Genomic DNA, 20,752 nt, shown 5'->3' with positions numbered 1-20,752 from the left:
ATTTTAGTCATTTTATCATTTTAAATTTCTCTACGTACTGCGCTTTATGCCTGAGAGATCCTCACAAAATCGACACAGGAAAATACCTATTCAACATCTATAGTGATGACAGCCTTTTTGACCCGATATGGGGTGTCCATTCCTTAGAGTGTAAGGATTCAAGTAACAAATGATTTTTACCTGCTTAAATTTTGTGAGGATCAATCAGGCATAAAGCGCAGTAACGTTGCGATATAAATATAAGCTATTCATTTATTGAAGATTCATTTATGGAATACTTACTTAAAAAGTAATAAATTGTTGGTATATTTATAATAATAATGATTTATTCCAAGGAAGCGTTTTATGCCAAATAAAATTCATGTACCCAACATCGTTATTGTAGGCGGCGGTGCAGGAGGAATGGAGTTGGCTGCATTGCTTGGAAATAAATATGGAAAAGGGGGTAAAGCTGCTATTACCCTGGTTGATTGTACATCTACCCATATTTGGAAACCGCTGTTACATGAGGTTGCTGCAGGGAGTTTGTTTACTAATGAAAATGAAATTGACTATCTTGCTTATGCTGCTACGCATCATTTTCATTTTGTTTTAGGGGCGCTTGAAGGTTTAGACCGGAGTAAAAAAGAAATCTATTTATCTCCATTTTACAGTCACGAACGAGAAGTTCTTCCAAAGCGAGCACTTTCATTTGATATTTTAATTATTGCCATAGGAAGTGTTGCTAATGATTTCAGTATCCCCGGAGTGCGTGAACATTGTTTGTTTTTAGATAACATTGACCAGGCAGTCTATTTTCATCGCGAATTATTAAATCATTTTATGCGTCTCTCCCAACAACCGCAACAGAGTCAATTTAATGTGGTCATCGTAGGCGGTGGCGCTACCGGGATTGAATTAATCGCAGAATTGAATAATGCAATTCATGAAATTATAAATTATGGAATTGGCATTCAATCTGAAATTATTTCCTTTACTCTAATTGAAGCGGCAAGCAGATTGTTGACTGCGCTTCCGGAAGAAATTTCTGAAAAAGTATTTACTGAACTAACGCGCATGGGTGTAAAAATTTGTGTTAACGAACAAGTTAATGAAGTGACGGAAAAAGGCTTGCATACTAAATCAACCCAATTTATTCCTGCTGATCTTATTGTTTGGACAGCTGGTATTAAGGCCCCAGATTTTTTGCGTCATTTAGATGGCTTGGAGGTTAATCACATCAACCAATTATTAGTAAAGCAAACGTTACAAACAACCTTGGACGATTCTATTTTTGTTTTAGGTGATTGTGCGAGTTGCCCACAAACTCATTCGAATAAAATGGTACCACCTCGTGCACAGGCTGCTCATCAGCAAGCCCGTTTTTTGTATAAAAATTTGGATAAATATTTAGAAGGTAAACCTTTGCCTCTTTACCATTATCGTGATCACGGCTCCTTAGTTACTTTAAGTCATCATGTAGTTGGTAATTTGATGGGTAAAATTACTAAAAATTTAATGATAGAAGGCAAACTTGCGCGTTTATTTTATTTATCTTTATACAAACAACATCAAATTTCTTTATATGGTTGGTGGCGGGTTTGTTTGCTCACTCTTTCGAATGTGTTAAGTCGCAGAGTAAAGCCGCGGCTTAAGTTGCACTGAAGAGCAGATCATAAAGATATGAGAATAAACATTAAATCATGTTTTGAGGTAGCTTACACGAGTAAAGGGGATAACTGGAGAAAATGAAGTATCATAAAGAAATTGAAAATGCAGGAAGCAATAATGTGGGGTAAGAATAAAAAAGAATATTTAAAACGCCTGTCGAGGATTAAACCTTACCTTAAGAACAATAAATTTGTAGAGGCGAATGATCTAACAACAGTCCTTTCCCATCTCATTCGCTCAGGTGACCGAGTATGCATTGAAGGAGATAATCAAAAGCAAGCCAATTTTTTGGCTGCTGCTATGACTCAATTGAGTCCTGCTAAAATAAATCACTTGCATATGATCCAATCAGCCATTGCTTTACCAGAGCATCTTGATGTGTTTGAAAAAGGGATTGCAAGCCGAATTGATTTTGCCTATTCAGGTCCACAATCAACTCGTCTTGCTGATATGGTAAAAAATAAAAAGATCGAAATCGGTAATATTCATACCTATAATGAACTTTTTGGACGACTAGTAGCAGATTTGACGCCAAATGTTTGTTTGTTGATGGCAGATAAAGCAGACAAGCAGGGTAATTTATTTACCGGGGCAAATACAGAAGACACCCCTGCTCTCATTGAAGCGACCAATTTTAAAAATGGTGTGGTTGTTGTTCAAGTCAATGAAGTGATAGAGCATTTACCGCGAGTTGATATTCCTGCAGATTGGGTTGATGTCATTGTTCAAGGTCCCGAACCATCTTATATCGAACCTCTTTTTACCCGCGATCCTGCGCAAATAAATGAAGTGAAAATATTAATGGCCATGATGGTGATCAAAGGAATATATGCCCCTTATCAAGTAAATATCTTAAATCATGGCGTAGGTTTTAATACATGCGCCATTGAGTTACTGTTACCTACCTATGCCGAATCTCTGGGCTTAAAGGGTAAAATATGCCAGTACTGGGTTGTGAATCCTTTACCTACCTTAATACCCGCCATCGAAGCAGGATTTGTAAAAGCAATTTATCCCTTCGGGGGAGAAGTAGGAATGAATCGCTATGCAGCTGCTCGTCCCGATATTTTTTTTACAGGTAAAGAAGGAAATTTGCGCTCGAATCGTATGTTAGGTCAGCTAGCTGGGCATTATGCGTGTGATGTTTTCATTGGTGCAACGTTGCAGATGGATCTTGAGGGAAATAGCTCCACAGCAGTTGAAGGACGTATTGCGGGTTTTGGTGGTGCTCCCAACATGGGCTGTGATGCTCCTGGCCGGCGCCATTCTTCCTATGCCTGGTTGAAAGCAGGCCAGGAACGAAGTGAAGCCTTAGCAACCAAAATGCCACGAGGAAGAAAATTGGTGATTCAAATGGTGGAAACATTCCAGAGTTCAGCACGACCTACTTTTGTAGAAAAACTGGATGCCTGGGCCTTGCAAAAATCCATGAATGCTGATTTGCCCGCAGTAATGATTTATGGCGATGATGTGAGTCATGTTGTTACCGAAGAAGGTATTGCCAATCTTCTGATGTGTCGCAATCTTGAGGAACGTGAACAGGCCATTCGCGGAATCGCCGGATATACCGAAGTTGGAATAATGCGCGATAGAAAAAAGGTCGAGGAGTTGCGCCACCGAGGAGTCATTAAACGCCCTGAGGATTTAGGAATCAAAGTGTCTGATGCAACCCGAAATTTATTGGCAGCTAAGTCAATTCGTGATCTTGTTGATTGTTCAAAGGGTTTATATGAACCGCCTGCAAAATTTAGAAACTGGTAAAGTAGGGCAAAGAATATGGAAAACATGGAATTTCGTTTTACGCTCCCCGGAAAACGTGTGCACGGAAAAAAAACGGTTTGTGGTGTTGTTGGCTCAGGGAATTTAGAAGTCATAATCGAAGAGAACACTACTTCTGAAACAATATTTATGATTCAGACTGCGGTTGACCATTATAAGCCAGTTTGGAAAATGGTTATTGGGGATTTCGTCAATCAACATAAACCTGTCGGGTTGCAATTTACCCTCAATGATAACGGGGCAATACCCGCAGTTGTTTTATTACGCTTAGCCCAGGCGTTGGAAGAATTTCAAGGTAATTACAAAATAGGTAATAATTATGAAGGGCTTAGTGCACGCGAACGAATCCAAGTTATTTTTGATAAAGATTCTTTCACTGAGTGGCTTGCTGATGAAAAGCTTTATAGTCCCTATTTAGCCGCTTTAGGTTTGCCTGGTGAAGCAGATGATGGCATCGTCATAGGTTCGGCACTGTTACAAAAGAATAAAGTACTTGTTGCTGCCCAGCAAAAGGATTTTATGGGGGGTGGGGTTGGAGAAATTCATGGTGCGAAACTTACCGGTTTATTTAAAGCTGCGATCGCAATTCAAGCTAAAGCAGTGATTCTTCTTATCGATAGTGGTGGAGTGCGTTTGCATGAAGCCAATGCGGGAGAAATTTCCATTTCAGAAACGATCCGCGCTGTATTTGAGGCACGACATCAAGGGATAACCACTATAGGTGTTGTGTGTGGGAAAAACGGTGCTTTTGGGGGGATGGGAATTATTTCTGCGTGTTTGGATTATCTTGTGATCAATGAATTAGGACGTATTGGAGTATCAGGCCCGGAGGTGATTCAAGCTGTGGCCGGTATCAAGGCTTTTAATTCACAAGATAGAGCTCTGGTATGGCGGGTATATGGAGGAAAAACTCGCTATTTACAGGATGTTGCTCAAAGCTATGTGGGCTCTGATGTTACAGCGATACGCACTCAACTAATTTCTGCTCTCGATAAGAATGTTCCCCTGGATCTTAATTCCCTAAAACAAAAGCAGACATTGTTAAAAAAGCGTTTTCAGGATACACAAGGGTATCAAGAAGAGGGAACTTATCTCACTAAAGTTGCTCCAAAATATGCAGTGACTCTTTTTGATATGGGCGAGCAGGAGTTTTTAAAAGCAGCAAAAAACATAAAAAAGAAATTGGTAATTCATTGTAGGCTGCGCGCTCCCAGGTTACAAAGTATTTAGTCTGCGATGATACACAGAAGGAATAAAAAAATGGTTGCATTAAAGGAGCTTCTCAAACAGATCTTTTCTCAGGAAGTCAAATTGACCGAGAACCAATCGGTTGTATCTGGGCAAGCGATGTTGAATAATCAACTGATACATATTCTTGGCGTCAAGGAATCCACATTTCTGGGGGCAGAGCAAGCGTTGATTATGGCGCAATATGTAATCGACATTCTTGAGCGTCAATCACGTGAACCCGTCCTTTTATTAGTTGATGTTGCTGGACAAGAGCTAACAATGCGTAATGAATGGTTGGGGATGCAACAATATTTTGGCCATTTGCTTGCATGTTTGGAGTGTTTACGCCTACAGGGAAATGCTTTGATCTCGCTGGTGTATAATCAAGCAGTAGGTGGTGCTTTTATCGCTTACGGCTTGATGGCAGATACAATTTTAGCCTTACCTGATGCAGCACTGGCTGTGATGTGGCTGGAAGGTATCGCCAAGGTAACCAAAATAGAACTAAGTATCCTGCAAGAACTTAGTAGGACATTTCCCGTTTTTGCACCAGGCGTGAAAAATTTTTACGAGCTTGGTGGAATACACGAGATTGTAAGCCCATCTGAACTTGCTGAACAAATTGATGGGGCAATCCAAAAGAAAAATACTCGAGATGATCGCGCGCTCTTGGGTAGCAAGCGAGGGGGGAGAACGCTTGCATACCCCATTATCAATAAAGTAGCCAATCATTTATGAGTTTACAAAGACATCATTTAATTTATCTTCAGCCGGATGCAGACTTTGCTGTTGCTTCGATTCATGAGGATAAGAAAATGATTGAAGAGCACGTATCCCTCTGGCTTGCACAAGGCTTGCCGTGTATTTATGCCAAACAATTAGCGCACCAAGATACAATTAATCTGGGATTAACTCTTTTGCATGCCAAGAAAAAACACCGAGTTAGTATACAGAGCGCACCATCATTGGTGCAAAAACAAAAGCCGCTTCCACAACTCCTGGAGATGCAGGATTTTTTTTCTTCTTATTATGGGATAAAAAAGTTAGACACGCTGATTAAGTCGTTGCCAATTTCTGACATTGCGGTCTATGGATCATTTTTATTTCATTATGTATCAGGATATTCTTTTGTTGATCGGGCTTCGGATCTTGATTTACTTATCTCTTACCAAGACTGTTCTTTAATTGATTTACGTGAATCAATTGCTGCTTTAACAAAAAAATTTAATCGAATTATTGATGGTGAGGTTCGTTTTTCCTGCCTTGGGGATATTCCTATCAAAGAATTGCTTCTTTTATCTGCAAAAAAACTGTTGTGTAAGAGTAGAGACAAGGTTACGTTATTATCAAGAGCAGAACTGTATGAACACTATCCTTTGCTGTGAAAGAACACTCGCCAGAATAGCAGTTAGAGCCCTTTATTTTGAAGTTAAAGCTTATCCTAAACCAGGGTTGGTGAGCTTTAAGGATGCCGGTGCGCATCATGATATGAGCGGTGAAACCTTTTACCGTAGCTTATTTACCTTACGTCATTACTTCTACCAAATTACAAAAAAAGGATTAGCAAATGATTCTTTTGAGGAATTAAAACAAGTGGCCATTGATGCAGAACAGCGTATGCTTGGGAAAACTCAGGGAGTAAATACCCATCGTGGTGCTATTTTTGCTTTGGGTCTAGTCTGTGTTTCTGTAATAAGGCTGGCTCAGGATAAAATGCAATTCACTCCTGAGGACGTACGTCGGCAAATATTGAAAGACTGGCCAAGGCATTTAGTGGAGCATCTTGGGAACCCTGAAAGCCATGGCGCTTTAGTACGACAAAGATATAAGGTGGTTGATGCCAAGCAAATGGCGATACATGGGTATGATTTAATTTTCCAATTACTTCCTGATTTTATTTCACTTTTCATTGAGACCCAATCACTGGATACTGCCTGTTTGTTTGCGTACTCAGAACTTTTACTGCACATGGATGATACAAATATTCTTTATAGGAAAGGAAAGTTAGCGCTGGATTATGCAAAACACAGGGTAGCAGAATTATTGACGATTGGATGCTTACAAACTCGTCAAAAAAAGGCATTGGAGTTGCATCAATTTTTTTCTGAGACCGGGATTAGTCCAGGGGGAGTCGCTGATTTGATCAGTGTCTTGTTATTTTTAGGTCAATTATTCTGTGATCAACTACGCGATTACTCCGGCCTTAAAAAATTTTAGAAAAAACAACTATACTCTAATTGTAAGATATTTCATTTATAAGGTAATTCGTTTTGAATAGGGAGAAAGGATATGGAACCCAGTAATCATTTATATCAAGCTCAATTAGATTTAATACCCATACTTTCTCATGCAACTATTTTTACAGGCATCGGTCACATTGAGCAAAAAATGCTTGCAGATAAGTGTGTTATTGAAAACTATAAACCTGAAGAAATCGTTATCGAACAAGGAGAAATAGGGGACAAGCTTTATATTATTATTCGAGGTACTGTGCAAGTTTCTATAAAAACTCAGTCTATGGGGTGGAAACGCATTAATACTTTGGGGGCTGGTGATGTGTTTGGGGAAATCGCTATTTTACGCAATATCCGCAGAACGGCGCGTATTAGCACCATCACTGCTTGCCAGTTTCTGACGATTAGCGCAAGTGACTTTTTGGCGGTGTATCAATATTTTCCTGCGCGCGCACGCGACAATATTCAGCTTGTTGTTGCCAAACGGTTACAAGAAAGTGGTGCTCATGTGCGTTTGTAAAACACAGCCATTGTTTGGAACTCATGGTACGTCGCCATTTATTTTTGCAATGGGCAAAAATGAGTATTGACATATCACGTCAAAAACAATGATTGCGTGATTATCGAACGAAATTGATTGCGATTTCCGGAAATAAAATGGAACCGAATTTTATTAATGTTATATTGGGATTTATAGAAGGGTTTGCCCTGATTATTTCTCCTTGTATTTTGCCTATCTTACCTATTTTTCTAGCAGGCTCACTGACTGGATCCAAAAAAAGACCGATGGGGATTATTGTCGGTTTTACTTTGTTTTTTTCCTTATTGGTGTTCTTTTCCCATCAATTAGTACGTTACTTAGATGTAGATTTTAATTTAGTTCGAGAAATTGGTTATGTCATTTTACTCCTGTTGGGAGCCATCATGATCTCGAATTATTTAACAGAGCAATTTGGTAAAATAACTCAGGGACTCACTCGAATAAGCAGTTTTTTTTCTTCAGTCAATAAGCCAGAAGGAGGATTTTGGAATGGACTTTTCTTGGGGGGAATCATAGCAATCATTTGGACCCCTTGCGCTGGGCCTATTTTAGCAGCGATTATCGTACAGACTGTGGTTCAGGAAACGACAATAATCAGTTTCTTTACTTTGATGGCGTTTGCTCTGGGTGCTGCAATTCCTATGTTTATTATTTCTCTATACGGAAAAAAGTTAATAAATACCTTCTCTTTTTTTAAAACACGCGCCACTCTTTTTCGTAAATTTTTAGGGGGAGTAATAATCGCAAGCGTAATCTATATGGTTTACTTTGAAGGAAAAGTGGTTTCTTCTTCAGTGACTCCGCAAACAGGAATTAAAACGTCAAGCTCACTTATTAATGGCTTATGGTTTACTTATCAAGCACCACCGATACAAGGTATTGATACCTGGATTAATTCACCGCCTTTACGCATGATTGATTTACGTGGAAAAGTAGTCTTAATCGATTTTTGGACTTATTCGTGTATTAATTGTTTGCGCACACTGCCTTATCTTAATGATTGGTATAAGCGTTATCATGATAAAGGACTCGTTATTATTGGTATCCACACGCCTGAATTTGATTTTGAAAAAAATTTAGATAATGTCAAAGCTGCAGTGAAGCGGTATGGAATTTTATATCCTGTAGCACTTGATAATCAATTTATTACCTGGAGGAACTATAAGAATCATTATTGGCCTGCTCATTATTTAATCAATAAAAAAGGCGATGTGGTCTATCGACGTTTTGGTGAAGGTGAATATGATGTTATGGAGAACAATATTCGCTTTTTATTGGGGGTTAAGGACTTAAGCACTATGAAGTCTTTAAAAGAAAGTTCAGTAAGTATCGCTCAAACACCAGAAACTTATTTGGGATATGCGAAAGCCGATTCCTATTACAGTCCCGAACTCATAAAAGATAAAACCACTCGCTACTATTTTTCCGATCAATTATCTGCTAATGCCTGGGTCTTGGAGGGGTTGTGGCAAGTCAATGCGGAGAATATCGTTGCAGCAGAAGCAAATGCGGCGATTAAAATCCACTTTAATGCGCGCAAAGTATATGCTGTTATGGGAAACAGTACTGCTAAACCGATTAAGGTTAAAGTGGTTTTAACTGATAAACAATCAGGTAAAAAGCTACAGGAACGTAGCATTCTCGTTGACAAATATTCCATTTATGAGCTGATTTCAGAAAAGAAATTTATCAGTGGGTACCTGCAAATTATGGCAAGTGAACCTGGAGTTAAAATATATACTTTTACTTTTGGAAGTTGATGTTTGATTTTAAAGCGTACAAGTCGGAACTATTCTGGGTTGCTCGTTCATCAAGAAGTGTTGCTTCTTTTCCTTTCTGGAAGAAAGCGGTCGGGTTTGAGGCACGTGGTTCAAGAGGAGGCGCAGGAGTTTTTTGAGTTTTTCCACTACTTTTGATTGAATCGGGTTTGAATTGCGGATATTCCTTTTTTAGTTCCAAAAACGCATCAATCTTAAATAGAAGTTTAAATAATTCGCCAATTTCTTTGTCTTTAACGTGTTGTTCTAAGAGCATTCCTAAGTCAATAAAGATTTGCCCATTGATGAAAACAGCAACCTCAGGATTAATTGCCTCCATAATTTGGTTTTGAGTGTACCCAGAATCGTTATATCCTCCAATTGCTTTGATTGAAAAACGTTCTTTTAATGCAAATGAAAAGCTATCAGCCAATGCATCGCGAAATTCTGCTGAATTTTCTATAGGGAGCTCAACAAGTAAGTTTCTACCATACGCATTGGATTTACTCGAAATTTTAATGCCAAATTTTTTGTGATGAACGCTAAACGATTTTAGAAACAAAAGTACATTATCTGCTTTGACGAGCTCTCTTTTGGGGGTTATGGGATATGAAGTAATAATCTCCATATTACCTGGAATTTTTGTTAAGAGGCTTGCAAAATTAAAGGCACCAATATGAAAGAAATGACAATTTCCACCCCCTAAAACATGCTCATATTTTATGGGATCGTTTGCATCCTTAGCTGGGCTGAAGAGGCTTACTTGGACGAGTGGCCAACCTGAATCGTAATTGCGGAGAGATACCGGGATTTTATTATTATCACTCTTAGTGTTGTTGTAGTTATTCAGAATAGAAGCCTGTTCTTCCTCTGAAAAAGGCTGTATTGGCATGGTATTTTCCCCCTGAAACAAGTGTAGAATAACTACTGATTTTGCTGTTTTTATTTTTTGATAACAGAAAGAATCTTTTTTACTTCAGCAACAATTTTTCCCTCTTCATCGGTTATAGGGACAATAAATTCTGAGTCAATTTTCTTTGCTTCATTGACTTCAAGTCGAATTCTTTCAACGTGTTCTGGGGATAATTCAAATTGGGCATAAAGGGTCCCTTTAGCGGGGATTTTATAACGGATGGAGGCAGACTTATCCCAAACAATATACCCTTTTCCTAATGAATGCATGAGCATCAACATATAAAATGGATCAGTCATAGAGTACATGGAACCACCAAAATGTGTTCCCACATAATTTTTATTCCAAAAACGCATCTTCATTTGGACGACAATATAAGTACCATCAGAATGAAATTTTTTTACGCTGATTCCTGCGCCCCAAAAAGGCGGCCAAAACCGTATCATTCTTAATAGTGTTGAGAGTTTCATGCAAATAGTTCCAATATAAAAAGAAGGTTCCAGATTCTATTTTTCATTTTCTGTCAATTTCAGTCAATAAATATTATATACTGCATTCCGCTTTTATAATGGGATTATTAAGGTTCTCTTTATGTGTCGCTTCATCGTAAAAAAAATTTTTTTCCTCGCTGCAATGATTCCTTTGGTAGCGAATAGTCAAAAAAATTCCTATCTTCCGCCTGTTTTTATTGAGAGCCACAGACTTACAAAAATTCAGGCTGTGGTTCCAGTCATTGATAAAATGTACCAGAACTATGCTGAAAAAAATCATGTTCCTGGTTATGTGTATGGGATTATCTTAGATGGACGTCTGGTACATACTGGACGAGGTGGTTTCACAGATATTGCAAAAAAAACTCCCGTTACTACCCAATCCATGTTTCGCATCGCCTCGATGACTAAAGGGTTCACAGCTATGGCTGTTTTAAAACTTCGCGATGAGGGTAAATTAAGACTAGATGATCCTGCCTCTATTTATATTCCTGAACTAAAAAATCAGAAATTAACCCAAGATGCCTCGGAAATTACGATTCGTGATCTATTAACCCATTCTGCGGGATTCCCTGAAGATAATCCATGGGGCGATAGAAATTTAAATAAAACAGATGAAGAATTAATCGACTTGATAAAACAAGGAATTTCTTTATCCAATACTTCTGGAACATCATTTGAATACAGTAATCTCGGGTTTGCGCTTCTGGGATTGATTGTTAAAAAAGTATCAGGAATTCCCTATCAGGAATATATTGCTGCAAATATTTGGCAGCCTTTAGGTATGAAGCAGGCCGCATGGGAATTTGCACAAGTTCCTACGGATCAATTAGCCCACGGTTATCAATGGGTCAATGGAGATTGGCAAGAAGAACCCTTGTTACACGATGGCAGTTATGCCTCTATGGGAGGGATGATTACTTCAATTGAATCATTCAGTCATTATGTTGCATTCCATCAATATGCATGGCCTGCGCGTGATGATGCAGAAACAGGTCCGATAAAAAGAAGTTCCCTGCGTGAAATGCATCAACCTTGGCGATTTTATGCTGTGAATTCAAAGGTTAACGTAAATGGTAAAGAGTGTCCGACAATTAGTGCTTACGGTTATGGCTTAAGATGGTCCAGAGATTGTGACGAGAAAATATCAGTAGGACATAGTGGTGGGCTTCCTGGTTTTGGTAGTAATTGGCTCATATTGCCTGAATATGGAGTGGGAGTAGTTTTATTAACTAATGTGACTTATGCTGCTGCGGAGGTCATTAATGTCCAGGCTATGAATAAACTTATTAAACAAGCTCAATTTAAACCAAGAGAGTTACTCCCTTCAAAAATTTTGCACGAACGACAAAAAGCATTGATGAAATTACTTCCTGAATGGAAGAGTGCGACCACAAGCGGGTTGTTCGCACTGAATTTTTTTCTCGACTCACCGGTTGCTTCACTGCAAAAGAAAACTCAAAATCTTTTCGCTAAAGCGGGAAAAATCCTCCATGTAGGTGATGTGATCCCAGAAAATCAATTACGGGGATATTTTATTATCCAAGGAGAAAAAACAAATCTTAAAGTCAGTTTTACCTTATCACCAGAGAGTCCTGCATTAATTCAGAAATATGAAATAGAAGAAAAAACATAATTGTTGCGGAGATCGCAGTTGAGGATTAACGCTTTTTCTTATGTCCTGAGAACTTGTCTGCAGGATCCAGGCTTTGTTTATCTCACTGGATTCTGCAGATAAGCCGCAGGACGTAGAAATAAAAAAGTAACAATCCCACTGACCAGGGCATGTTGACAATTCATCCCTACCGCCTATGTGCCGCGACTTGTTCGCGGCATCCAGCCCGATCTTGATAAACGGCAAATTTCTTCATATAGATCACGCCAATCTGGATTAAGACCCTCAATAAACTTTAACTTCCGCTGCCTGCACCAATTTCTGAAACGTTTTTCACGCCGAGCAGCTTCTACATAGGTTTCATGAACCTCATAATAAACCAATTTAGGCCAGTTTTAGAGTCGTTCTTCCGAGGGATAATTGGAGTAGATGATTTTTGTCTAATCAGTTCTCGAATTTCCTCACTATCATAAACTTCTCTGCAATGGCGTAATCAGATTTAGGGAGTTTTTCAATGAGATTAGGAGCTGCTTTAGCATCATATACTTCACCGCCAGTCAATTCAAATTCAACCGGAAAGCTGCAAGCATCAACTGCCATATGGATTTTTGTTGTATTGCCACCAACGGATTTCCCAATGGCTTGATTTTCCTCTCCGACAGCACCCGAACTATTGGATGCCGCGAACAAGTCGCGGCACGTAGGCAGTGGGGATGAATTGTCAACATGCCCTATTATTTTAAATTGTTACTTTTTTATTTCTACGTCGGAAAGCTGCAAGCATCAACTGCCATATGGATTTTTGTTGTATTGCCACCAACGGATTTCCCAATGGCTTGATTTTCCTCTCCGACAGCACCCGAACTATTGGATGCCGCGAACAAGTCGCGGCACGTAGGCAGTGGGGATGAATTGTCAACATGCCCTATTATTTTAAATAATACTGTGTGCAGATACAGCTCGTTCACAAAGCATGCGTAATGCAGCTGCAATTTGTTTTAATTCATCATTGTGTAAATTGTATTTTTTACCTAATTGAATCGGATCAGTGAAACTTAACCACACTTGACCGCTCTCCGACAGCACCCGAACTATTGGATGCCGCGAACAAGTCGCGGCACGTAGGCGGTAGGGATGAATTGTCAACATGCCCTATTATTTTAAATAATACTGTGTGCAGATACAGCTCGTTCACAAAGCATGCGTAATGCAGCTGCAATTTGTTTTAATTCATCATTGTGTAAATTGTATTTTTTACCTAATTGAATCGGATCAGTGAAACTTAACCACACTTGACCGGTTTGGTCTTCTGTAGCCATCACCCGTAACGGTAAATCCAGTGCGATTGCTGCATTTTCTTGCATTAATGCTGTGCCTTTTGCTGGGTTCCCTATAATAAGGACCTCGGTAGGTGGAAGTGATTGATTTACCTTTTGGGCTTCATTGCTGTGATCAATGTGAGCAAAGATTTTTCCGCCTTTTTGGGTAATCAAATCAATTATTCGTTGAATTGTTTGGGAGACAGAATAAGGACTTTGAAGCGTTTGTGAACCAGAACCTGCTGGAGCTCCCAGCTTTATATCAAAAGCTGCTGCAATTTTACGGCCTAGGATATCTAAATCAGATAAATTCTCTTTATTCGCCAAAAGAGTGACACACAAGAGTTCATTTGGTGCAGTAAAACGGCTTAAAAAAGCTGAGAAACCAGGAAGTTTTCCTTTTATTTCCATTAATCCTGGATGGCCTGGAAATAACCAACCCACATTCCCAGGTATAACCGTCTCATTGTCTAAAGTAATACAATGATATAGGAAATCTCTATTCTCACTTTCTTTGATTAAAATAGTTCCGGCTAAACTGATATCCCATAAGCTGATGTCTTCCGCTGATGCAATGATGCCGCTGTGTGCAAAAGTTGTCGTCCATGTGATCCCCGGGGCTGCATTGTTATCCGTTGTATAACCAACAGCCATTTCTACAGGGTTTATATAAGATGGATTATGTAAAAATTCGCTGTGCTTAAAAGGAAGGGTGCCGGTGTGAACTTCATTATCGATTAAGGATGTGTTTTTGATAAAAAATGTACGTTTTAAACCCACACGCTCAATTTGATTTTTGCTGATATAGGATTCATAACTCATACCGCTTGTATTTTCAATAATAATTCCGAGTAGGTAATAATTTGAAGCGCTGGGTTGCATTTTGGTGCCCGAGGGAAAGAGTAAATTGGGATCCTTGATTAAATTAAAAATCTCTTCAGGCTTATAATCTTTATGATAAGAAAAACCTTCACATTCTGAGTAATCAGGTATTCCTGAGCTATGCGTTAATAATTGTCGAATGGTAACACCTTGCCATGCTTGCGGAAGAGACGATAAAGAAGCAGAAATTAAGTCATCTAATTTCAGTTTTCCTTCCTCTATTAATTGCATCACAGCCACTGCAGTAAATACATGAGTCAATTGACCTACGTGAAAGAGTGTGCGTGTCGAAACCAAAAGTTTTTTTTCTGTATCAGCGAATCCATAACTGACTACTCGCGTAATATATGGGGCTTGAACAATCGCCAGAGACATTCCCGGAACATTATTTTCTTCCATATATTCTATTATGAGGTCATCTACAGATTGACCCCGATAAAGGATATGGAAATCGCCGCGACCAGTACCAGTGTGAGTGCTCATTTGGATATTCCTTTTATATGCCACAAACTATTTTTAGTATAGATGCGGATTGATGAAATGTAATTGTGAGATAGAACCTGTAGTCGTGTACACGCGTCATTTCGGGTATATTTTGCTTCAACACAAATATATCTTTAATGTGCCTCTTGCTTATAGGGAAGCTCTATATAAGAATCCGCTCCATAGTGGATTTTGTTGCGACAACAATAGGGTGGGACAGCAGTATAAGGAACAATAAATCCTTCTTTCATGCTGACGTACAGTTGGTCACTCCGACTGGCAATTTCTAAAAGCAAACTCTCGCCTTTTTGATAAAATGAGGCAGCCGGCGTCAGGCTAAAACGCAATAAGACAGGTATATTATGTTGAAGGGGCGTTACTATCGATGTATTAATAACTAACTCACAACGAGTACTCTGGGTATCGATGGTCCGTGTAGCAGGGCGAAGATGCCCCATAGACAAAGGATGATAATTCCCTTCGTGATCTATTTTCCCTAATCGAGCGATTACATAGGAATCAATTTCATTACAACTGTATTTAAGTTGCAATGTAATAGGACCAATTATTGTTGTTTCTCGCTCAAAAATAAATTCATAAGCCAATTTTTGCGTTTCGAATTGTTCAATTCCGGGTAAGACTTCTGTACCTGGAGGAATAGAAATCCAGGAGTCTTGTTCTTCATTCGGTATTTGATGCTGTAGTATTCGACGCTTTGAACTATTGGATTGGCCTTGAAGATAAAGCTTATGTACCTGCATTTCTGGAATAGGAAAATTTGTGGCGGATTCAAATTTGTTTTTTCCTTCTACCCAGTAGCGAACTGGAGATAAATTAGAGTATCCATTATCAATCCCTTTGACAATATGATCAAAAAAAGCAAGCGCTTCCAATTGCCAGGAGTAGACAGGTAACTCATATTCGGCGGGCCCAAGTATCATCCATTTTTTATTTGGGGGGGTACCTGCGTGTTCAAATAGGTCATAACAGCCAAATTGATGTAATGCAATGTTACCTAAATTTTGTACTGTAACAAAAGGAACATTAATCTGGTTTAATTTTCGAAATGGTCCTTGTGCAATTTGAGTCTCTTCTCTTAAGTTGCTATCGACCATAAGATGAATGTACCAGCGAAGTGCTTCAGGGATGACATGACTTTTTTTAAATCGTGCAATAATTTTATTTAAGTTGGGCTTTATGAATCTATTCCATAACCAGGGATAACTGATGAAATAGCTAAGGACTGCTCTTTTCCACGGGGCTATGTAGCGATGCACTGTGGCCGGATTGAAGTTAGCCCCTACCCATAAATTCAAAAAATCAGCATTAAACACACTGCCATAGTGGAAAATATGTCGGTAAAAATCAGTACAAATTTCATTAGCAAAAAAAGCGCGTAACGATGGAGGATTAAGTGCAGCCACACTGGCTTGATTCATACCATAGTAAGAGGTTCCAAACAAACAGACATCACCATTTGACCAAGGTTGTTGTGCTGCCCATTCAATACAATGAAAATGATCATCAGTTTCCTGCTCATTTTGCCAAAGTTGAAAAGTACCTTCGGAGCGTCCAATAGCTCTCGCGGTGACAACAACTTGTACATAACCTCTATCAGTAATTACCGGAGGAGAACCAATTTCATTATTTCCGGTAGGGAGGCCAGTAGTATGTAAGTCGCGGTTGTAAGCCGAAAATTGTAAAATAACCGGATATTTTCCAGACTTTCTCGGTATATAGACGTCCGCAGAGAGATGAACTCCGTCCGGCATTGGAATCATTACATCAGCTAAAAGCTTACACCCTAATCCTGAATCAGCGATACAGTCAGGCTTCCAGCCAGCTAATTGATATTGATTTAATCGTGCGCGAGGAATGAGTAAACGATTTAACCTTCTTAACATAACTTACAATCCTTATTTCACCGCAGTCTCATAACTAATTGTTCTAAAAAAAAAATATTTTTAACACATAATAATCTTCAGATAATTCGTGAGATAATACAAGTTCCTCTTTAAGCCCACTTAAAAATGATGCAAATTTTCTCGTTGGTTATTTTCTGCGGGCCTCTGGCAAATTTCATCTAACTTCAGTTTTTCCCTAATTAGTTGCATAAAGCTATTGCAGTAAATCATGCGGATAACATCGATCGATGTGTTCTGCATTATTTTATTTCTTCTTGTCTTATTATGTATTTGATGTTTCTAGTAAATTTACTATATTGAATAAATATAGAGTTATTTGAGTTAATTTTTCCCAATTAAATCAGTAATATTTAATAATCAAAAATGTTTGCTCTTCGTACTAATAGATTTATAGATATGCATGTGAACAACAGTTTCTAAAGAATATGGATTTAAAAGGATACTTTAGTATGCATCATGCGCTTCCTCTGATCACTACGGTTGCAATGGGATTTGCTTTAGCATTAATCCTGGGATTTCTTGCGGTACGATTTAAGATTCCTGCCTTGGTAGGTTATTTATTAGCTGGTGTCGCTATGGGACCATTTACTCCAGGGTTGATGGCTGATGTTGAAATCGCTCAGGAACTCGCTGAAATTGGAGTCATGCTACTCATGTTTGGAGTAGGATTGCACTTCTCATTATCTGATTTGCTGTATGTTCGAAAGATTGCCATTCCGGGGGCGATTGTGCAAATGATTGTAGCAACAATATTGGGGGGGTGTACTGCCATTATGTGGGGTTGGAACTATGGCTATGCCTTGATTTTTGGACTTTCGTTATCCGTTGCAAGTACGGTCGTATTATTGAGAGCACTTGAAGAACGAGGCATGTTGGGAACAATTAATGGTCATATTGCAGTAGGCTGGCTTCTGGTTGAAGATCTGGCTATGGTGGTTGTGCTGGTATTGCTTCCGCCATTATCCCAATGGTTAGGTAATAATCCAGCAGTCAGTATACACAAGCCATTGTGGTTTGTCCTTGGTCTTACGTTCATAAAAGTTTCCACTTTTATTGCCCTGATGTTCTTGGTAGGGCGGCGATTTTTTCCCAAATTGCTTTGGCATGTTGCCCGTACAGGATCACGCGAATTATTTACTTTGTGTGTTGTTACCGCCGCAATTAGTATTGCCTATGTAGCTGCTAAACTGTTCGGGGTTTCCTTTGCTTTAGGTGCTTTTTTTGCTGGGATGCTCATGAGGGAGTCTGCCTTTAGCCATCGTGCAGCCGAAGAATTATTACCCCTTCGAGACGCATTTGCTGTATTGTTTTTTGTTTCAGTCGGTATGTTGTTTAACCCTGCTGTTTTAGTGGAACAACCACTGCAGGTATTAACTGTTGTAGGTATCATTGTTATTGGAAAATCAATTGCAGCATTTATTCTCGTCCTCGCTTTTCGCTATCCATTACAATCGGCATTGGTTGTATCAGCAAGTCTGGCGCAGATTGGAGAGTTTTCTTTTATCCTTGCTGAACTTGGAATACGCTTGGGCCTCCTTCCTGTAGAGGGACGAAGTTTTATTTTAGCGGGTGCGTTAATCTCAATAGCCATTAATCCGCTTATATTTAAACTAATCACTCCTATCCATATATGGGCAAAAACTCACTCTAAATTAATGGAGATTTTTGAGCGTACAAAAGATCCTTTAACTGAGTTACCTGTGACCACTACAGAAAAATATCTTGCAGGACACGTTGTTCTGATAGGATATGGACGAGTGGGGAAGCGAGTTGCTCGGTTACTTTCGGAAAAAGCTGTTCCTTATATTGTAATCGATGATAATCGAGAGCTAATAGAACGCTTGCGAGTTTCGGGTATACCCGCAGTTTATGGCGATGCATCCAAGCCTTCTGTACTTATGCAAAGCCATATTGCCCATGCCAGTATGCTTATCATTGTAATATCGGAGACTGTGCATGTGGGAAAGATGATCCAATATGCAACTAAATTCAATCCAGAAATTGAAATTGTTATCCGGACACATAATGAGGAAGAGGCTACGTTATTACAAAAAGAAATCAACGGAAAGGTGTTTTTTGCCGAGGGTGAAATAGCAAAAAATATGGGACTTTATGCCTTGAACCGATATGGGAAATCACCTACTTCAAAAAATTAAAATAATAGTTTGTTTATGGAATCCTGAGTGGTAATAAAGCAATATAAGATGTATTCTGATGTTCATAGGGTCTGTCCCCAACTATATTGAGTCGAAAAGCTGCGATTTTAGCACCGAACGTATGTGATATCGGAGTGCATGAAATCGCAGCATTTAACCAAAGCGTAGAATTGCAAAAAACTATTGGGTATTTAAAAATGATAAGAATTGATCTTCTGCAAAATAATCTTGATGCGATCCCTGAGCTTGCCCTCATTTGGCAAGAAGGTCTTGGAAAAATTTGGTTACCTGATGTGCCCCTAGATGTAGTAGAACAACGTTTTCGTGAACATGCAAACCACGACAAATTACCCATTACTTTTGTTGCATTTGATGAAGAAACGCCGGTAGGCATGTGCAGTTTACGTGAAAATGATGGTATCCGCCCTGATTTAATGCCCTGGCTAGGATCTTTATCTGTAAAACCTGCATATCAACGGCAGGGACTTGGTAAACGTCTTATTGATGTAACGAAAGAGCAAGCAAAAAAAATGGGATATGAAGTACTTTATCTCTTTGCGTTTGATCAAACAATTCCGAATTACTACCAATCATTAGGATGGAAAATTATAGATACAGACCGTTTTAAAGAACACCCTGTTACAGTAATGAAAATTATAATGTAAACCCCAATTAATCTATCATAGACCTTTAGAAATCCTAGGACGAACGTTAATTTGATCGTCAAGATTTTGCAAATATCCTGAATCTCAGGGTTAGTTTCTTTGCATTTTTAAAAATTATTGACTAGCCTTTATTGGGGCTAATAAGAACTTTCCAATTTATTAGCTGAAAAAAATTATTAGGGAGAATTAAAATGAATCAGAATATTTTTCAAGGAAAATGGATGGAAATAAAAGGCCAAATGAAACAATTTTGGGGTAAGCTCACAGACGATGACTTAAAACAAATTGAAGGCAATCAACAAGAAATTTTTGGAAAACTCAGAAAACATTACGGTTACAGTGAAGAACAAGCTAAAAAAGCGGTACAAGATTTTCAAAAGAAAATGCATCATTAAAATTTAAGAAAAAGATTTCACATTAAAAGGAGCTTTAAAATGGAACACAGAGGAATTGTTAAATCTGGTGAGCTTACAGGTTCTAAAGTAATGAATCCAGCTCATGAGAATCTAGGTGAAATTGCTGAGGTTGTTATCGACAAACAATCTGGAAAAGTAAATTATCTTGTATTAGATTTTGGTGGTTTTCTAGGATTTGGGAATAAATATTTTGCTGTACCCTGGAATTTATTTTTGTACGACAACAAAGATGATTGTTTTATTCTCAATGTAGATAAACAGCATCTGAAAGATGCGCCTGGCTTTGATAAAGATCATTGGCCCAATTTTTCTGCACCTGAATTTAAAACTACAATAACCGGTTTCTATACAGGGAGGTAATCTATGAAAATACTATCAGGAGCACTATTCAGTACACTGGTTCTATTCTCTGTCACTTCATTTGCTAATGAAACAACAGGGTCTAATGGCACAGGTTCGAATGCTACTCCGAAGACCTCAATGAACTCAAATTGGGTTTGTACTACTAATGCAAGCTCAAGTGATAAAAAAGCCGACCAAGATGCTGATAAGAAAATGTCAGAACATGCTGGTTCCGCTGTCAAGTCATTTGCTTTCGCAACAAAGCATTGCCGAGACTGCACACAAATCACATGTGATGTTAAAAAATAATCCATTTACCTGCATTTCTTTCTAAGAAATGCAGGTAATCTCCCA

At 38.7% G+C, this 20,752-nt stretch carries 19 protein-coding genes and 3 pseudogenes; 14 read left to right on the top strand and 8 right to left on the bottom strand.

What is annotated here, in order from left to right:
• Positions 1–345: 345 nt before the first annotated feature.
• The 8 genes from LXO92_RS15340 (at position 346) to LXO92_RS15305 (ending at position 9,194) form a co-directional block, all read left to right on the top strand.
• Entirely contained in the window at positions 346–1,644 is a 1,299-nt protein-coding gene (locus tag LXO92_RS15340; RefSeq protein WP_182350388.1) for an NAD(P)/FAD-dependent oxidoreductase, read from the top strand.
• 123 nt (positions 1,645–1,767) lie between these two features.
• Positions 1,768–3,411 carry a malonate decarboxylase subunit alpha gene (gene mdcA / locus LXO92_RS15335; RefSeq protein WP_340163013.1) on the top strand — a complete coding sequence of 548 codons (1,644 nt, stop codon included), beginning with the start codon at positions 1,768–1,770 and terminating at the stop codon, positions 3,409–3,411.
• Positions 3,412–3,426: 15 nt separating this feature from the next.
• Positions 3,427–4,659, top strand: coding sequence for a biotin-independent malonate decarboxylase subunit beta (locus LXO92_RS15330; protein WP_232891275.1), 1,233 nt, complete (start codon positions 3,427–3,429; stop codon positions 4,657–4,659).
• A 30-nt stretch (positions 4,660–4,689) separates the two neighbouring features.
• Positions 4,690–5,397: a biotin-independent malonate decarboxylase subunit gamma gene (locus LXO92_RS15325; RefSeq protein WP_182350386.1), complete on the top strand. Its 708-nt coding sequence runs from the start codon at positions 4,690–4,692 to the stop codon at positions 5,395–5,397.
• Positions 5,394–6,044 (top strand): phosphoribosyl-dephospho-CoA transferase MdcG domain-containing protein, encoded by a 651-nt coding sequence (locus tag LXO92_RS15320; RefSeq protein ID WP_182350385.1) that lies wholly within the window; start codon positions 5,394–5,396, stop codon positions 6,042–6,044. The genes LXO92_RS15325 and LXO92_RS15320 overlap by 4 nt, the downstream gene beginning before the upstream one ends.
• Positions 6,022–6,876 carry a triphosphoribosyl-dephospho-CoA synthase gene (locus LXO92_RS15315; RefSeq protein ID WP_182350384.1) on the top strand — a complete coding sequence of 285 codons (855 nt, stop codon included), beginning with the start codon at positions 6,022–6,024 and terminating at the stop codon, positions 6,874–6,876. The genes LXO92_RS15320 and LXO92_RS15315 overlap by 23 nt, the downstream gene beginning before the upstream one ends.
• A gap of 72 nt (positions 6,877–6,948) precedes the next feature.
• Complete coding sequence (locus LXO92_RS15310) at positions 6,949–7,413, top strand: cyclic nucleotide-binding domain-containing protein (RefSeq protein ID WP_182350383.1); 465 nt, start codon at positions 6,949–6,951, stop codon at positions 7,411–7,413.
• A 137-nt stretch (positions 7,414–7,550) separates the two neighbouring features.
• Entirely contained in the window at positions 7,551–9,194 is a 1,644-nt protein-coding gene (locus LXO92_RS15305; RefSeq protein ID WP_232891274.1) for a cytochrome c biogenesis protein DipZ, read from the top strand.
• Here LXO92_RS15305 and LXO92_RS15300 read toward each other — a convergent pair.
• Positions 9,178–10,083, bottom strand: coding sequence for a hypothetical protein (locus tag LXO92_RS15300; protein WP_232891273.1), 906 nt, complete (start codon positions 10,081–10,083; stop codon positions 9,178–9,180). The genes LXO92_RS15305 and LXO92_RS15300 overlap by 17 nt on opposite strands.
• 50 nt (positions 10,084–10,133) lie before the next feature.
• The gene (locus tag LXO92_RS15295) at positions 10,134–10,574 is read right to left on the bottom strand and encodes a DUF4442 domain-containing protein (RefSeq protein WP_182350380.1); all 441 of its coding nucleotides are present in this window, start codon (positions 10,572–10,574) and stop codon (positions 10,134–10,136) included.
• A 121-nt stretch (positions 10,575–10,695) separates the two neighbouring features.
• Here LXO92_RS15295 and LXO92_RS15290 point away from each other — a divergent pair, with 121 nt between their 5' ends.
• Complete coding sequence (locus LXO92_RS15290; protein ID WP_232891272.1) at positions 10,696–12,231, top strand: serine hydrolase domain-containing protein; 1,536 nt, start codon at positions 10,696–10,698, stop codon at positions 12,229–12,231.
• 173 nt (positions 12,232–12,404) lie between these two features.
• Here LXO92_RS15290 and LXO92_RS15285 read toward each other — a convergent pair.
• From LXO92_RS15285 to LXO92_RS15265, 6 genes and pseudogenes are all read right to left on the bottom strand, one after another.
• Positions 12,405–12,593: pseudogene (locus tag LXO92_RS15285) on the bottom strand (GIY-YIG nuclease family protein); the annotation flags it as partial.
• A pseudogene (locus LXO92_RS15280) lies at positions 12,575–12,894 on the bottom strand (transposase); the annotation flags it as partial. The pseudogenes LXO92_RS15285 and LXO92_RS15280, both read right to left, overlap by 19 nt.
• A gap of 83 nt (positions 12,895–12,977) precedes the next feature.
• A pseudogene (locus LXO92_RS15275) lies at positions 12,978–13,070 on the bottom strand (IS5/IS1182 family transposase); the annotation flags it as partial.
• Positions 13,071–13,143: 73 nt separating this feature from the next.
• Complete coding sequence (locus LXO92_RS17165) at positions 13,144–13,275, bottom strand: hypothetical protein (RefSeq protein WP_255666717.1); 132 nt, start codon at positions 13,273–13,275, stop codon at positions 13,144–13,146.
• Positions 13,276–13,370: 95 nt separating this feature from the next.
• Positions 13,371–14,894, bottom strand: a complete 1,524-nt coding sequence (locus tag LXO92_RS15270) for a serine hydrolase (RefSeq protein ID WP_182350378.1) — start codon at positions 14,892–14,894, stop codon at positions 13,371–13,373.
• 134 nt (positions 14,895–15,028) lie between these two features.
• A complete protein-coding gene (locus LXO92_RS15265) occupies positions 15,029–16,798 on the bottom strand; it encodes a CocE/NonD family hydrolase (protein ID WP_232891271.1) in 1,770 nt (589 codons plus the stop codon).
• A gap of 470 nt (positions 16,799–17,268) precedes the next feature.
• Between LXO92_RS15265 and LXO92_RS15260 the strand changes: the two genes are divergently transcribed.
• The 5 genes from LXO92_RS15260 to LXO92_RS15240 all read left to right on the top strand — a co-directional run bounded on the left by LXO92_RS15260 (position 17,269) and on the right by LXO92_RS15240 (position 20,707).
• Entirely contained in the window at positions 17,269–18,975 is a 1,707-nt protein-coding gene (locus LXO92_RS15260) for a cation:proton antiporter domain-containing protein (RefSeq protein ID WP_182350376.1), read from the top strand.
• Between the two features lie 197 nt (positions 18,976–19,172).
• Positions 19,173–19,640 (top strand): GNAT family N-acetyltransferase, encoded by a 468-nt coding sequence (locus LXO92_RS15255; protein WP_182350375.1) that lies wholly within the window; start codon positions 19,173–19,175, stop codon positions 19,638–19,640.
• Between the two features lie 191 nt (positions 19,641–19,831).
• Positions 19,832–20,035, top strand: coding sequence for a CsbD family protein (locus LXO92_RS15250; protein ID WP_182350374.1), 204 nt, complete (start codon positions 19,832–19,834; stop codon positions 20,033–20,035).
• 39 nt (positions 20,036–20,074) lie between these two features.
• The gene (locus LXO92_RS15245; protein WP_182350373.1) at positions 20,075–20,416 is read left to right on the top strand and encodes a PRC-barrel domain-containing protein; all 342 of its coding nucleotides are present in this window, start codon (positions 20,075–20,077) and stop codon (positions 20,414–20,416) included.
• Between the two features lie 3 nt (positions 20,417–20,419).
• Entirely contained in the window at positions 20,420–20,707 is a 288-nt protein-coding gene (locus LXO92_RS15240; RefSeq protein ID WP_182350372.1) for a hypothetical protein, read from the top strand.
• The last annotated feature ends 45 nt before the right edge of the window (positions 20,708–20,752 follow it).

The organism is Legionella resiliens (assembly GCF_021344005.1).
Lineage (GTDB): Bacteria > Pseudomonadota > Gammaproteobacteria > Legionellales > Legionellaceae > Legionella > Legionella resiliens.
This window is presented reverse-complemented; position numbering and strand designations above follow the sequence as displayed.